This is a genomic window from Desulfoluna sp. HI9BLuna, from assembly GCF_056829775.1.
Genome location: NZ_CP186555.1, coordinates 5,831,500 through 5,846,069, shown reverse-complemented (window position 1 = coordinate 5,846,069; position 14,570 = coordinate 5,831,500). Strand labels below are relative to the sequence as shown.

Sequence of the window (14,570 nt, the reverse complement as noted above, 5' to 3'; positions counted from 1 at the left end):
TTTTAACTGGCATCCCCATATCCGCCGCCGCCCGGTGTGAGAATGCGAAGGCGCTGGCCCGGGGCAAGGTGCACCTGGTTTTTTGACCCGAGGTTCAAGGGGAAACCATCGGTGCGGATCAAAAAATTTTGACCGGGCTTGCCGGGCTCTCCGCCCTTGAGGCCGTAGGGCTGAAAAACGCGACGTTCGGAGAGGATGGCGGCGTCCAGAGGAGCAAGGAACTCCAGGTCCCGGATGAGGCCGTCGCCCCCCGGATGGGCGCCACGCCCGCCGGAGCCCTTTCGAATGGAGAACTCACGCAGGAGCACGGGGTATCGACGCTCAAGGATCTCGGGGTCGGTGATGCGGGTGTTGGTCATGTGGGTGTGGACCCCGGACTGACCGTCCCAGGTGGGCCCGGCCCCGGCGCCGCCCCCGATGGTTTCGTAGTAGCCAAAGGTCTCGTTGCCGAAGGTGAGGTTATTCATGCAGCCCTGGGAAGCGGCGGCCGTGCCAAAGGCCTTGAGGACAACGTCGGTGATGCGCTGGGAGGTGAGGACGTTGCCCCCCACCACGGCGGCATCCGGTGAGGGGGCAAGGAGAGACCCCTCGGGGATATGGATCTCAATGGGCACCAGGCACCCGTGGTTCAGGGGCAGGTCTTTTTGGATGAGGCAGCGCAGGCAGTAGAGAATGGCCGAGGTGGTAACGGCCTTTGGGGCGTTGACGTTGCCCCACACCTCCGGGCCTGTGCCGGTAAAATCAAAGCGAGCGCTGCCCTCACGCCTGTCGATGGTGAGGGCAAGGGAGATGGGGGAGCCGTCGTCGAGGTGGTCCGTGGCACGCACCGTCCCCACCTCGGCCATGCCGTTTTTCAAGGAGAGCTCCTTCAGCCGCTGCCGCACTGCTTCCTCGGCGGCGTTCTGCACGTGACCCATGTACGCCTGAACCACGTGCAGGCCATCATGGTCCACCATCTCCAAAACCAGGGCGATGCCTTTCTGGTTGGCCGCCACCTGGGCCCTTAAGTCCGACAGGTTGTCGGCCAGGAGCCGGGTCCCGGAAGCGGGCGGAGACCCGGGTTCCCTTAGGGCCTTTGCCGGAGCCATGAGCAGCTCACGGATCCCCTCCTCCTGAAACACCCCGTTTTCCACCAGCTTGAAAGAGGTGATGCGGGCCCCCTCCTCCCCAAGGGTCTTGGAGTGGGGAGGCATGGACCCCGGCGAGATGCCGCCGATGTCGGCGTGGTGGCCCCGGGAAGCCACCCAGAAGATAATCTCCCCATCACGGAAGACCGGTGTAATCACCGTGATGTCCGGCAGATGGCTGCCTCCAGCCCCGGGATCGTTGCTCACCAGCACATCGCCTACCTTGAGATCTTTTCCCCGCATGCGGATCTGGGCCTTCACCGCCTCGCTCATGGCCCCCAGATGCACCGGGAGATGGGGGGCATTGGCCACCAACTCCCCGTGGGGACCGAAGAGGGCGCAGGAGAAGTCGAGGCGTTCCTTGATGTTGGTGGAGACCGCCGTCTTCTGGAGCATGCGCCCCATCTGCTCGGCGATGGACATGAACAGGTTGCTGAAGATGGACAGACGCACGGGATCCACGGAGGTATCGGTGGGCGGGAGGTCATCGACTCCAACGTCAATCTCTACGTCGCCATAAGGGGAAACCCTTGCCGTGCACCCCGGCGCCACCACGATGGTGGTGGTCTCATGGACAATAAGGGCGGGGCCCTGAAGAGACGTGCCCGGGCCGAGGTCATCCAGTGGGTAAAGCGGGGTGTCCCGGGCCCCGGAATCAAAGCGGCAGGTCACCCGGCTCAAAGGGACAGCCGGGCCCCTGGCCGGTGTTATGGGTTGCCTGCGAGCGCCGCAGACCTTGCCCCTGGCCCGCACCCTCAGGTCGTCCACCACGATCTTTCGGTCCTTGAGGGTAAACCCGAACTCTCGGCTGTAACGTTCCAGAAAAGAAGAAACATAATCGCCATCACCAGGGCACGCCACCATCAAGGCCGTGTCCGTGCCCTGGTAGCGCAGGTTAAGGTACCGGGTGCACTGAATCTGACGTGGTGAAAACCCTTTGGCCACGAGTTCTTTTGCCGCCTCCTCCTCCAGGCGACCCAGGTCCCTGTCCAGACGCTCCAGGTTTTCGGACGTGGCCTCGGCAGATACGGGAGTCTGTTTTTCCGTCACCACATCCGCCATGCCCATGCCGTAGGCGGAGAGCACACTGGAAAAGCGATGCACAAACACCCGGGACATCCCCAGAGCCCGTGCCACGGCGCAGGCATGCTGGGGCCCTGCCCCGCCAAAGGCAGCCAGCACATGGTCCTTGATGTAAAATCCCCGCATGACGGAGATCTCGCGGATGGGGCGCACCATCACCTCGTTGGCCACCCGGACGAACCCCAATGCCACCTCCTCCACGGAGAGGACGGGCTGTCCCTTGGCCGCATAAAAGGCGTTGACCCGATCCGTAAGTTCGGAAAGGGCACAAAAGGACGCCTCCCGATCCAGGGGCAGGTCTTCGGTCTCTCCGAAGATGCGGGGAAAGTGTTCCGGCTGGATGCGCCCCAGCACCAGGTTGGCGTCGGTCACCGTGGCGTACCCGTTTTTACGATAACAGACCGGGCCGGGATGGGCCCCTGCGGACTCCGGCCCCACCAGGAACATGCCGTCCTCGAAAAAGAGACGGCTTCCGCCCCCTGCGGCCACGGTGCGGATATTGAGCTGGGGTGCCTGGATGCGCACCCCTGCGGTTTCGGTCTCAAAGGTCAGGTCGTAGTCACCGCCGTACCGGGAGACATCCGTGGAGGTGCCCCCCATATCAAACCCAACAACCGGCTGGTTCGCCTCTTCCCTGCCGGTGGTCATGGCGTACCCCACCACCCCGCCCGCCGGACCAGAGAGGATGGCCCTGCTGCCGGTGAAGCTGTCGGCGGAGGTGAGCCCCCCGTCGGACTGCATGAAGAGGCAGGTTTCGCCTTTAAGCGTCCCTTTAAACCCTTTTTTGAACCCATGGAGATAGTTGCGGATATGCGGCGTCAGATAGGCATCCACCAGGGTGGTGTCGCCCCGGGGCACCAGCTTGATGCGGGGCATCACAGACGAAGAGAGGGAGACCTGGGAAAAGCCCAGCTCCCGGGCAATGGCCCCGATCCTCTCTTCGTGATCGGGCCAGGCGTAGGCGTGCAGCAGGACCACGGCCAGCGAGTCGATGCCCCGGCTGCGCACCGCCGCCAGCTTTGCCCGGATACCGGCATCATCCAAAGGGGTTCGGACCACCAGGCGGTCCCCGGTGCGGGCCGTCACCACCGGTCCTTCGGGACCCGTTGGGGAGCCCTTGTCATGGTCCGAGAAGAACCGGAGGCGCTCGTCAGCCTCCACAACCTCGGTGTAGAGCAGGTCGGGTTTGCGGATCTCCAGGTCAAAAATGCGGGGGCGGTCCTGATTTCCGATCTGCAGGACATCCCGAAAGCCCCGGGTCACCACAAGGGCCGTGGGGGCCCCTTTGCGCTCCAGCAGGGCGTTTGTGGCCACGGTGGTTCCCATGCGGATCCACTCGATGGCGTCCGTGGGAACAGCCTCAGGCGAAACCGGGGCGCCCGTTACCTCCTCCAGGATGCGCCGGATCCCCTCCCTGGGGGCGTCCGGGTAATTGGCAGGGTCCTCCGAAAGGAGCTTGATCACACGAAACCCCGGCTCCCCCGGAACCTCAGCGTACACATCGGTAAAGGTCCCACCGCGATCGACGGAAAATCGGAACAACCCTGTCCCTTTCATCATCCCCCCTTTTTCCAGAGCAGCTCCCGGAGCCCCGAGGCCCGCTGGGTTCGCCTGCCCAGTGCTTTATCAAGAATCTCGGGCGCGCTCCACAAAGCCACCTCTTCCCGGGCCCGGGTGATGCCCGTGTAAACCAGCTCCCGGGTCAGCACCGGAGCATCACTCTCCGGAAGCACCAGCACAACATGGGTGAACTCCGAGCCCTGGCTCTTGTGAACCGTCATGGCAAATACCGTCTCCACCCTGGGCAGCCGGGCGCTGTGGATATACCGCATGCCTCCGCTTTCGTCCGGAAAGGCCACGGCCAGCTCTCCATTCCTGTGCACCGTGATCCCGGTGTCTCCGTTAAAAAGCCCCAGGGTGTAATCGTTTTCCGTCACCATAACCGGACGGCCCGGGTACCAGAGTTCTCCCCCACTAAACCCCAGGCAGCGCTCCACCAGGCGGTTGATACGCCCGACCCCGGAAAGGCCCTTTCGGACGGCACAGAGGATGCGAAAGCGGTCCAGGGCTGCCAGCATCTCCCTTGGGTCGCTGAGCCGCCCGTACCCGGCCAGGTGGCGTCGCACCTCGGCCTCCACCCACTCTTCGACGCCCTTCCCCATGGAGGGGCCGCACAGGCAAAACCCCTGGGCGGTGATACCCGCCAGAGCCTTTGCATCCCCCCGGTTGGCTGCGCCCGCGGCCTGGCCGATGCCGGGGCAGGCCCCGAACCGGTAACTCTTGGTGAGGGTGGTCACCGCATCGGCAAGGGGGGGGAGGTTATGACCCGTGGGCAGAGGGATGCCCGTGAGTTCGGTGAGAACCTTGCCCTGGGCTTCGGAGACCGTGTCTCCCTTTTTTCCGTAGCAAAGATCCCCCATGACCGAACCTGCCTCCACAGACGCCAGCTGGTCCCGGTCCCCCATGAGGATCAACCGGGTGGAGGGGGCCAGTGAGCGAACGAGCCGCCCTATGAGGGGCAGGTCCACCATGGAAGCCTCGTCCACCACCAGGATATCGCAGGGCAGGGTCTCCCCGCTGCGAAAAAGCTCCCGACTGCCGCGCCCCAGGCTGCCCAGGAGACTGTGGATGGTGGCCGCTTCCCTGGGAAGGGCAGCTTTGACCGCATCACTCAGCCCAAGCCGGTCCACAGCCCCTGCCACGGATTCCATGAGACGGGCGGCGGCTTTGCCCGTGGGCGCTGCCAGGGCAATGACCGGGGCGCCGCTGAATCGCCTTCGGTGCTGCTCAACGAGCAGGGCCAGGATCTTGGTGACGGTGGTGGTCTTTCCTGTTCCCGGTCCGCCGGAGATCACGCAGAACCGTGTCACCAGGGCCACGGCCGCCGCCAGCTTCTGCCGGTCGGGCTCGCCGTCGGAAGGCCCCGGAAAATAGCGATCCAGTCCCTCTGTAAGGGCGGTCATCTCCTCACGGTCGGGCTCATCCAGCCGGGTTTCCATGGCCATATACCGGGCCACGGCCTGCTGGAACCGGTGATACCGCCGCAGGTAGAGCCGATCCCGCCCGTCCAGAACGAGAAGGGTCTCATCATCCTCCCCACCGGCTGCGCCCAGGGCACGGAGATGGGCTCCCCAGGCCGCACCGTCCTTCTCCCAGGTGCACCCGGCAACGTCAACCCCTGCAAACCGGTTCAAATCCACACAGACATGCCCGTGACGGCACTCCCGGCTCACCAGGGCCGCAGCCAGGAAAACGGCCTGATCCTGCCCGTGTTTTTTCGCCAGAAACGACGCAAAACTCACATCCGTCAGGGAAAAGCCCTGCTCCGTCCATGACTCCCAGCCCGGGACTCCGCCCGGCTCTTCTTCCACCTGTCCCATGGACTCCTGCTTTAAATTCATTGGATCATCTCTTCCCCGTTGTGGTAAACTGCGCCACGGCATGCGGCCGCCTGGCCGAACAGGCCGGTAAACATTCTTAACCCATCAGTACGACAGGCATAATCATGAAGCTTGAAGAATCATCGTCCATCGACATCATCGCCGCCGTCCTCTCCGAAGCGGTGTCCCATGTGCTGGAGATCAGCACTCGCAAATCCATTGCATGCGCAGGAACCCTCCAGACCATCCCCAAGCTCATCATGCGGCCCGACATCAGCTGCTTTGTCCAGCTCAGCGGTGACTTCAACGGACTTATTGTCTTTAATTTCAACGACCGCACCGCCGTCAAGCTCTACCGAAGCTACATGACCTCCATGGGCATTCCCGAAGGAGATCTCGTCAAGGACTTCACCTCCAACGAGGTGACGGACAGTATCGGTGAGATCTTCAACCAGGTGGTGGGTGACTTCACCCGCCTCGTTGAAACCGAATTCGGCCTCTCCATCCTTCGGGGTCAGCCCAAGGTCCTGGCTCTCACCAGCGCCATCACCCTCACCATCGACGCGGACTACCACGAAAACCGGCGCCTGGCCTTCTCCATCGACAACGACCGCTTCCAGGCCGAGCTGGCCCTGGAACAGACCCAATTCACCCGCCTTCCGGATTTCAAGCGCCCGTCGTCATAAGGAGACGCCGGAGGCTTGTTTCTCAGGCCTGGCATTCAATGAGCAGCTCATCGAGTTCCCGGATGCACCCTTCTTCGGGCCGATCAAAAAAGACCCCGTTGCCGGTTCCGTCTACCCCGCGTAGAAACAGGTACCAGGACCCGGCCATGTGGGTATCGTAATCGTAGGCCTCGCCCAGCTTCAGGGCGAGGTGGCGGTTGAGGGCCACGGTATAGAGAAGATACTGAAGGCCGTAGTGGTGCTCCCCCATGGCCTTTGCCAGGGCCTTTTTTCCGTAGCGCTCCGGGCTGTTTCCCAGATGGTTGGACTTCCAGTCGATGATGCCGAAGCCTTCCCCCACCTGAAAGATCAAATCCACAAACCCTTTGAGGTACCCCTGCACCGGGGAAAAACGAAGCCCCTCCATGATGAGCTCCCCGTCGTCAAAGGAGCCATAACCCCAACGGTTCAGCACCTCGTTCAAGGCCTCTGCGGTGACGCGTTTCAGGGGAAAGGTGAACTCCATCTCGTGGAGGCGTGAACCGGTCGGCACCTCCCTCAGGACAAACGGGGTGCCAAAGGACTCAAGGGGAGTTGACAGCACCTGGGCCACCATGGTGGAGACAGGCTCTTCCCAGTCCTCCGGGTCGTACCCGTGCCGGGTGAGCAGATCGGTACAGGCCGCGTTCCTGGCCTCAGCGTCCGCGTCAAAGGGGATGGTCTCGAACAGGGTATGCATGAAGGTGCCCGGCGTGGCCCCTTTGGGAAAGGCAAAGATGCCTTCAGGGGGAATCTCGTCATCGGGTTTTGCGTGGGCCCTGGCGTCGTGATCGGCCTCGCCGCTCTCTCTGCCCGAAGAGGCAAGCCCGGAAAAGCTGGTGACCACCCGGGGTTCCGGCGGGGTCCCTTCAAAGCGGCGCGCCGGTGCCAGCTCGGTGCTGTCTTCCTTGAAGGACAGGGTCTGCACCTCCTCTTCCGGCTCACAGAGTCGGACATCCACGGCCCCTTGGGACGCGGCAGCCACCTCGTGGAGATGGGTAGCCAGCTCGTGTTCGCCCAGGGCGCTGATAAGGGAGGCTGCCTCCGGGGCGCTTGCGCTCTCCGGGGCGTGAAGCAGCCGGGCCATGGCACTGCGTTCCATGCCCTTCACCCGCCCCCAGGGGATCACCATGTGGTGCCTTGCCCGGGTGAGGGCCACGTAAAGCAGACGAAGCTCTTCGGCCAGGGATTCCCCGGCGGCCAGGGCCATGTGCTCTTCCAGCTCTTCGGAACCCGCGTCGTACACCAGGCGTCCTTCCTCCCCGTGATAAAGCGCCCCGCCCTTGGGCTCCCGGTACCCCATGAAAGGAAAGGGCAAAAACACCACGCCGTACTCCAGGCCCTTGCTCTTGTGGATGGTGACGATCTGCACGGCCGTGCGGTCGCTCTCCAGGTGGAGCTGATGCTCCTCCAGCCTCGGCGAGGCCGGATCCTGCATGCGGGACAGCCACCTCAAGAGCCCCTCCGGTGAGAGGCGCCTTGAAACGGACTCCCGGTGCAACAGCTCCATGAGGTGCTGCATGTTGGTGACACGGCGCTCGCCCTCGGTGATGCCCACAAGGCGTTCATAGGGTTCCTCTGCCTTGATGAATCCCCGGATCATGGCCATGAACCCGTCCTCCTTCCAGAGGGCATGCCACTCGGCAAAACGAACGCTCCAGCGCTCCAGGTCCCGGGGGGATTCGTCCAGGGCGGCCAGGGTGTCGGCATCCAGGCCCATGAGGGTGGTCCCAAGGGCCGCCTTGATGAGGGAGAGGCGCCAGGGCCGGAGACAGGCAGCAAGGAACAAGGCGGTCTCTTCGGCCTCTTCGCTGTCAAAGATGTTGCCGGAGCTGTAGAGAACGGCGTGGATTCCCAGGGAGGTCAGGTGGTTTTTCACAGCCCGGGCCTGGTCGTTGGTGCGCACAATCACCGCCACATGCTTTTCGGAGAGGGGCGCTTCACCAATGCAGGCCCTGCCCTGGCGCCCAAGGCTGAGCAGGGAGACCATCTCGGAGCCGCACAGGTCGATGCACAGGTTCTGGGCCGCCTCCTTGGGGAGGGGTTTCTCCCCTGCTTCGAACCGCTGGACCACCATGGCACTCACCGGTGATCCGTCTATGGTCAGGGTCTCTTCATCCTCGTCCCCTGCGCTTTTTACCGGAGAAAAGTGGATCTGCTCAAAGAGAAAGGGGGAGGTACCCCGGGAGAAGAAGGTATTGACCGCCCGCACCATGCCCCGGGTGCTGCGGTAGTTCACATCCAGGGTGTACCCTTTTTCCGCTTCTCCGGCTGCCCTCAGATAGGCAAAGATATCGGCCCCCCGGAACCCGTAGATGGCCTGCTTGGGGTCGCCGATCATGAACAGGGTGGTCTCTTTGAACAGCTGATCAAAGATCTCGTACTGCTCGGGGTCCGTGTCCTGAAACTCGTCGATGAGGGCCGCGTCGTAGTTTTGCCCCACGCTCCGGGCAAGGCGCTCTCCCCCGTTTGCCCCGAGGGCCCCGGCCACCCGGGAGAGAAGGTCGTCAAATCCCATGATTCCGGCCCGCTCCTTTTCCCGGTCCATGGTCTCGTCCACGTACCGCGCAAGGGCAATGCAGTGGGCAACAAGATTCCCCTCATAGAGTGCCTTGAGTTCGTCCAGGGCTTCCAGCAGGGGCTCCATCACCTCAAACAGGGGGTTCTCAGCCACGGCTTTTCCCTTTTTGGCGGCAGCCTGCAGGGTGGCCCGGGAGAGCTTCTCCAGGTCCTTTGTGTCGCCAAAGGGAATGCTGCCGGAAAAAAGGGCACGGGCCGCAGCCCCCGCCTTTTTGTCCACCCCTTTGCGGTACTTGTTCCGGTTCAGGGCCGGGTCTGTGGCCAGGATGGCCAGGGCACTCTCCTGCTCTTCCTCCCACACCAGGGCGGCCCGTTGCTGAAGCTCGGCAAACCGCATTTCGACATCGGCCACGGGCAACGGCTCAGAGTCGGGCAGAAAGGTGATGCGGGACAAGGGGGTGCTGAAGGAGAGAAACGCCAGGAGCCCTTCGGGCAAGATCTTTCGATCCTTGATCCACGCCGCGTACAGGGCAGAGGCCCCCTCCACCATACGCCTGTAATAGTCCTCCACCGCCCGCTGTTTCAAATGGTTCAGGTCGGTGACCAGCTCCATGTCCAGGGGGGAGCCGGTCTCAAAGGCGTGGTCGGACAGAAGGCGCCTGCAGAACCCGTGGATGGTAAAAATGGCTGCCTCGTCAAAGTTGCGCAGGGCGGCCCTCAGGCGACCGGCCGCCTCGTCCCGGCCCTCCTTTTCGGAAAACAGGGTGGCGTAAAAGGGATCCTCATGGGGCGCCCCTTCCAGGAAAGAGAGGGCCTCGCGCAGCCGTCCCCGGATCCGCTCGGCCAGCTCCTGGGTGGCTGCTTCGGTGAAGGTCACCACCAGGATGCGGTCCACGGAGATCTTCTCTTCCACCACGAGGCGCAGGTACAGGGCGGCAATGGTGTAGGTTTTTCCGGTTCCGGCGCTTGCCTCGATGAGGTTCCGACCGGAAAGGGGTGTGGCTGCAAGGTCCAGGGTTGCCAGGGTATGAGTCATTGTTCGGTTGCCTCCAGCATGGGGCGGAAAAGAAGTTCAGCACATCGCGCAAAGGCGGGCTCTGCAAGGGGATCCCGTCCTCGCACCGCCGTCCGTATCCAGGGATCGTTGAGGTCTGCCATCACGGAGAAGGCGTTTCCGTAAAACGCGGAACGTGCCTTTGCCATGGCCTTGGCCTCATCCCGGGTCTTTGCCAGCTCCCGGGCGTAGGTTTCGGAGGCCAGGGGAAACAGGGGCAAGAGCGCCCCCTCCCCCGCGGCAAAGAGCCGGACAAGGTCTTCCAGACACGCCCTCGGATTGGGGGGCACCACCATGGAGGTGATCTCTGCCCCTCCGGTTTTGCGATCCAACCCCACCACAACGGCACGGGACACGGCCATGCCGGACTCGGCAGCCATAAGGAGGCGCACCCAGGCGGAGATCAGGTCCCTGCTGCGGACCTTGCCGAAGCGACCCGCCACCAGGGTCTCCCCAAAAAAGGGCCCCACCTCGCCCGACAGAGCGACACCGGAAACTTCAGCCCACCGCCGCTCCACACAGGGTTCGTTTCCATCCACCAGGGATGCCACGGCCTCGGCCACGGCCCCCGCCTCATGGGTCAGTTCCCGAAGCAGGTGGGCCCCCACTTCCCCCCTGGGAAGGATCCCCATGCCGGAGACCACGCCCTGGGCTTTTTCCAAGGCGTCCCCTTTCAGGGCCCGTTCAAACAGAAAGGTCCCGGCCCGATACCGATCCAGGCCAGTGAGGGTAAAGGGTTCGCAGCTCTCAGGGGCCTCCTCCCCTCCCCCCAGTTCCATGCCGAGCCCCTCCCGAAGGAGATACCGGCAAGGGTGGGCAAGAAACGCCTCCAGGGCCTCCAGGGAGAGCCCCGGGGGCAGGACAGGTGCGCTGTCCGGATCGGCAAGGCGCGCAAAGGGCGGGGGCGGCACCGGCACCTGGGCCATGCGGCCTGCCACACGGCGACTGGCCGCATCAAAGGTAAACAGCCGGGAATCCCCGGGCTGGAAACAGCTGCCGGAAAAGGGGTGCAGGGGATGGGCCACCACAACCTGCTCCGAGGCCGCCCCGCCGGTCATGCCGTCCACGTAGTCCAGAAGCTCGGAGAGCAGCACCGAGGGCTGAAGGGTGCTGTTATCCCGGATGCTCTGGCCGGTGTAGCTCACCCAGAGGGTCTCCCGCACCGAAAGAAGGATCTCCAGGAAGAGGTAGCGATCGTCCTTCCGCCGGGATCGGTCTCCTCTGCGCGGGGAGGCGGCGATGAGATCAAAGCCCGGGGCCTTGTGCTGGCGCGGAAAGGTGCCGTGGCCCATGCCCAGAATGGCAATGACCCGAAACGGAATGCTCCGCATGGGGAGCATGGCGCAGAAGGTGACCCCGCTGGTGATAAAGCCGGATACCGGGTCCGGTGCGGCCAGGGCGGTCTTGAGGATAAAGCGCACCACGGGATACTCCACGGGTTCTCCGTTTTCCGCCTCCTCCGCGGCATCGCCCATGCGGTTCAGGCAGTCCCGGATCCCCTGGAGCCCTTCTCCGGCCCCCTCGTCATCGGTGAGAAAGGTCCCCAGGACCCACTCGAAAAAATCGACCCACTCCCGGGCGGTCCGGGATGTTTCCAGGCCCTTGACATAGGCTGTCAGGCTGGACAGGAACCAGTTCAGGCGCCCCAGGAGCACCCCGTGTTCCCCCTCCACCGGACCGGCCGGAAGGATCCCGTCATAGAGGTCCGCCTCTTCGTCCCCCACGGCATACCCTGTGAAGAGCCGGTCAAAGCCAGCCTTCCAGCTGTTGCCGTCAAAGGGGGAAAAGCCTTCGGCCCCGCGCTGGGAGCCGTCCACGCCCCAGCGGACCGAGGTCTCCCGGATCCAGCTGCCCACCCGTTCCAGGTCCCCTTCGTCCACGGCAAAAGCGCTTCGGATGCGGTCGTTCTCCAGAAGCTCCAGAACACCCCCTGCCTCAAACCGGAACCCGGCAAGGTCCAGGAGAAGGAGAAGGGCCTCCACGGCCCGGTCCCCGCTGCCGTTGGCCTGGTCGGCAATGGAAAAGGGAATACGGATGCCCCCTTCCACGCGCCTGCTGAACACCGCCTCGATGACGGGGGCATAGGTGTTGATGTCCGGGGCCATCACAAGGATGTCCGAGGGTTTCAGCTCCGGGTCCTCATCCATCATGGCCAAAATGGCGTCCCGCAGCACCTCCACCTCCCGCAGGGGGCTGTGACAGCTGTGGATGCTCAGGGAGGTGTCGGACGGGTCCAGGACAAAGGGCTCCCCATCACCCCGGGAGCGGTCCTGAAGATGATAGATATCGGACTGCACAGCCCCCAGCAGGGTACCCCCTTCAGGTTCCACAAAGAGGGGAAACTCCTCCAGGCCGCGTTCGGCCATCATGTCGAAGAACTCGCGCCCCTGGCCTCCCATGGACGCCAGGAGCGGGTTGCCCCCTTCCATGAGAAGGGTTTCGTCCTCCCCCTGATCGAGGCCCTGTTTCTCCTTGAGACGCCGCTGCTCCGAGTCGGAGAGGATGTCTCCCCAGTACTGGGGACAGGGGTTGAGCAGAAAGAGGTTGACCTGGCACACCTCCGACAAGGCGGTGAAGAGTTCCATGTGAAATTCCGGCAGGGAAGAGATGCCAAACACGCACACCCTTTCAGGAACCTTTTCACTATTTTTTTCAGCAGATTCGACCCACGCCTTAAAGTCTTCCATCAGGTGAACCCGGTGGCGAAAACCGAGGTCTTCAAGGAGGCTCCGGTAGAGGACCGCCTGGAAATCATCCCCTTCCCCCTTTTCCCACTCCTTGATCATGTCCGGCCGGTAGGTCAGGTACTGGTCCAGGGTGTCGGCCAGGAGTTCGGAGATCTGATACCGCTTCAGGGCGTCGCCGTCCCCGCCCAGAAAATGGGCCACCTGGGCAAAGGCGGGCTGCGCCGTCCACGCAGAGAGGTTCCCCATGATCTTCCAGGCCGCGCTCTTGGCGTCAAACCGCCTGGTGTCCGCAAGGCCCGGCACGGCCAGGGCAAACATATCCTGGAGAAAGGCGTTGGGAAACCGCCAGCGCACATTGGCGCAGATCCCGTTGTTGCGGGCAAGGGCCAGGGAGAGCCATCGGGCCATGCCCTGGCTCTGAAGCACCACCACGTCCTCTTTCAAGGGGTTTCCCGTGGGGGCTTCCAGGATCTTGGAGAGCCCCATGGCAAGGATTTCCAGGCGATTTCCCGTAAACAGATTCAATCCAGCGTCCATGCGCGTTGGTCTCCGATACCGTCAATAATTCATCGTTAAAGTAAGCCTTGTGTTGATATGCCACTTGCGCCCCACGGACGCAAGATGCCATTTTGACTCCGCCTCCATGTTACCGCTACGGGGCCACCCGGGCCGAGAGGCCCGCTACAGCAGGCTCGAACCCAAAATAGTATTGACAATACAGGCCTTATCACCTAATTTGCTTACCTGAGTTTACAATGATTACACAGAGAACATATATTTCACACCGACAACACGGCAACACCTTCGCAAGAGGGCATCACGGCACGCGCAGCGCAGCTTACGCACCACCGACAACCCACACCCCGAGGCCGTATGGAATTTATCGTTCACATCTTCAAACTCTACCCCAACCTCATCAGCGACCTTGTTCAGGGGGTGGTGTACATCGGCAGTACCCTGCTGTTCCTCAACGCCCTGTGGCTGATTGTCCTGGCCTATCGCCATGCCCGCCTGATCAAGGAGAACGAGCTCATGGCCCTGGCGGCGGCCCCCGCAACCCTCGACGATGCCCTGATGACCGCCACCGTCAAGACCCTCCGGTCCGCCCACGACGAGCATAAGGCCACGGCCTACCCGGTCTCGTTCCTCATCGACGCCACCCACCAGATGATGGAAAACACCTACCACACCCGCTACATCAACAAAATCACCATGATCACCAACCTGCTCCCCCCCATGGGGTTCATCGGCACCATTTTCGGAATGATCATGATCTTCCTGGCCAAGGGCGACCCCAACAGCGACCTCAACACCACCGGACTCGGAGTGGCCCTCTTCACCACCCTCATCGCCCTCACCTGCTTCGTGATCCTCGAGGTGTTCAAAAAAAGCCTCATCAACCTGGCCACCTCCCGCATTGAACGGGCCCTTGGGTACCATCAATCCATTTGTGAAATGACGGCCCCGGCAACGGAAGACGCCCCTCTATCCGCAGATGCGGCCACCACCCCATAACATCCGGCGAGCACCATGAGATACGACGATTCAAAAATCTGGCTCTTCTCCTTTGCCGACCTGGCCTTTCTGCTCCTCATCGCCTTTACCCAGGCCTCCACCATCGGCAGGAACCCCGTTCACATCGGCGAGATGACCATCCCCAAGGTGGTGGATGCCCAAACCATTTCCAGCCTGGACCAGCCCCGGGTGTCGTACCAGATCCGTGTCCTCAAGCCCACCATCCCCGAAACCACGCCGTTTCAACTGGTGACGGTGGTGGACGGCGTGCTCCACGCCGATGAACACACGTTGAACGCCCAGGACCTGAGCGATCGCCTGACCCAGATGCTCCGTGAAGGGAAGAACCGCCCCATGCTGGTTCCGGATCAGTTTTCCCTGAGCAAGGACACCTTGATGGCCATGTCCCTCATCGAAAAAATCTACGACGACCACGGCAAACGCGTCACTGTCCGAAAAATCTCCGGGATGCCATAGGGCCCGGACCGGAAAAAAAGATC

At 62.8% G+C, this 14,570-nt stretch carries 7 protein-coding genes; 3 read left to right on the top strand and 4 right to left on the bottom strand.

The features are described from left to right. Window positions 1–2 precede the first annotated feature (2 nt). Both ACOYW0_RS23730 and recD read right to left on the bottom strand, forming a co-directional pair. Entirely contained in the window at window positions 3–3,770 is a 3,768-nt protein-coding gene (locus ACOYW0_RS23730) for a hydantoinase B/oxoprolinase family protein (protein WP_482416205.1), read from the bottom strand. Continuing rightward, a complete protein-coding gene (recD, locus tag ACOYW0_RS23725) occupies window positions 3,767–5,611 on the bottom strand; it encodes an exodeoxyribonuclease V subunit alpha (RefSeq protein WP_482416204.1) in 1,845 nt (614 codons plus the stop codon). Before recD ends, ACOYW0_RS23730 begins: the two co-directional genes overlap by 4 nt. Window positions 5,612–5,715: 104 nt before the next feature. On the opposite strand from recD, the gene ACOYW0_RS23720 reads away from it, so the two are divergent. Then, entirely contained in the window at window positions 5,716–6,276 is a 561-nt protein-coding gene (locus ACOYW0_RS23720; protein WP_482416203.1) for a DUF3334 family protein, read from the top strand. A 22-nt stretch (window positions 6,277–6,298) separates the two neighbouring features. On the opposite strand, the gene recB is transcribed toward ACOYW0_RS23720, so the two are convergent. Then, window positions 6,299–9,850: an exodeoxyribonuclease V subunit beta gene (recB, locus tag ACOYW0_RS23715; protein ID WP_482416202.1), complete on the bottom strand. Its 3,552-nt coding sequence runs from the start codon at window positions 9,848–9,850 to the stop codon at window positions 6,299–6,301. After that, complete coding sequence (recC, locus tag ACOYW0_RS23710; protein WP_482416201.1) at window positions 9,847–13,092, bottom strand: exodeoxyribonuclease V subunit gamma; 3,246 nt, start codon at window positions 13,090–13,092, stop codon at window positions 9,847–9,849. Before recC ends, recB begins: the two co-directional genes overlap by 4 nt. Window positions 13,093–13,428: 336 nt before the next feature. Between recC and ACOYW0_RS23705 the strand changes: the two genes are divergently transcribed. Further along, a complete protein-coding gene (locus ACOYW0_RS23705) occupies window positions 13,429–14,070 on the top strand; it encodes a MotA/TolQ/ExbB proton channel family protein (protein WP_482416200.1) in 642 nt (213 codons plus the stop codon). A 15-nt stretch (window positions 14,071–14,085) separates the two neighbouring features. Next, window positions 14,086–14,547 (top strand): hypothetical protein, encoded by a 462-nt coding sequence (locus ACOYW0_RS23700; protein WP_482416199.1) that lies wholly within the window; start codon window positions 14,086–14,088, stop codon window positions 14,545–14,547. Window positions 14,548–14,570: the final 23 nt, after the last annotated feature.

What these genes read in the sequence shown, in the direction of transcription:
- ACOYW0_RS23730 (WP_482416205.1), bottom strand. Translation starts at nt 3,770, where the DNA reads ATGATGAAAGGGACAGGGTTGTTCCGATTTTCCGTCGATCGCGGTGGG.
- ACOYW0_RS23705 (WP_482416200.1), top strand. Translation starts at nt 13,429, where the DNA reads ATGGAATTTATCGTTCACATCTTCAAACTCTACCCCAACCTCATCAGC.
- recC (WP_482416201.1), bottom strand. Translation starts at nt 13,092, where the DNA reads ATGGACGCTGGATTGAATCTGTTTACGGGAAATCGCCTGGAAATCCTT.
- ACOYW0_RS23700 (WP_482416199.1), top strand. Translation starts at nt 14,086, where the DNA reads ATGAGATACGACGATTCAAAAATCTGGCTCTTCTCCTTTGCCGACCTG.
- recB (WP_482416202.1), bottom strand. Translation starts at nt 9,850, where the DNA reads ATGACTCATACCCTGGCAACCCTGGACCTTGCAGCCACACCCCTTTCC.
- recD (WP_482416204.1), bottom strand. Translation starts at nt 5,611, where the DNA reads ATGAATTTAAAGCAGGAGTCCATGGGACAGGTGGAAGAAGAGCCGGGC.
- ACOYW0_RS23720 (WP_482416203.1), top strand. Translation starts at nt 5,716, where the DNA reads ATGAAGCTTGAAGAATCATCGTCCATCGACATCATCGCCGCCGTCCTC.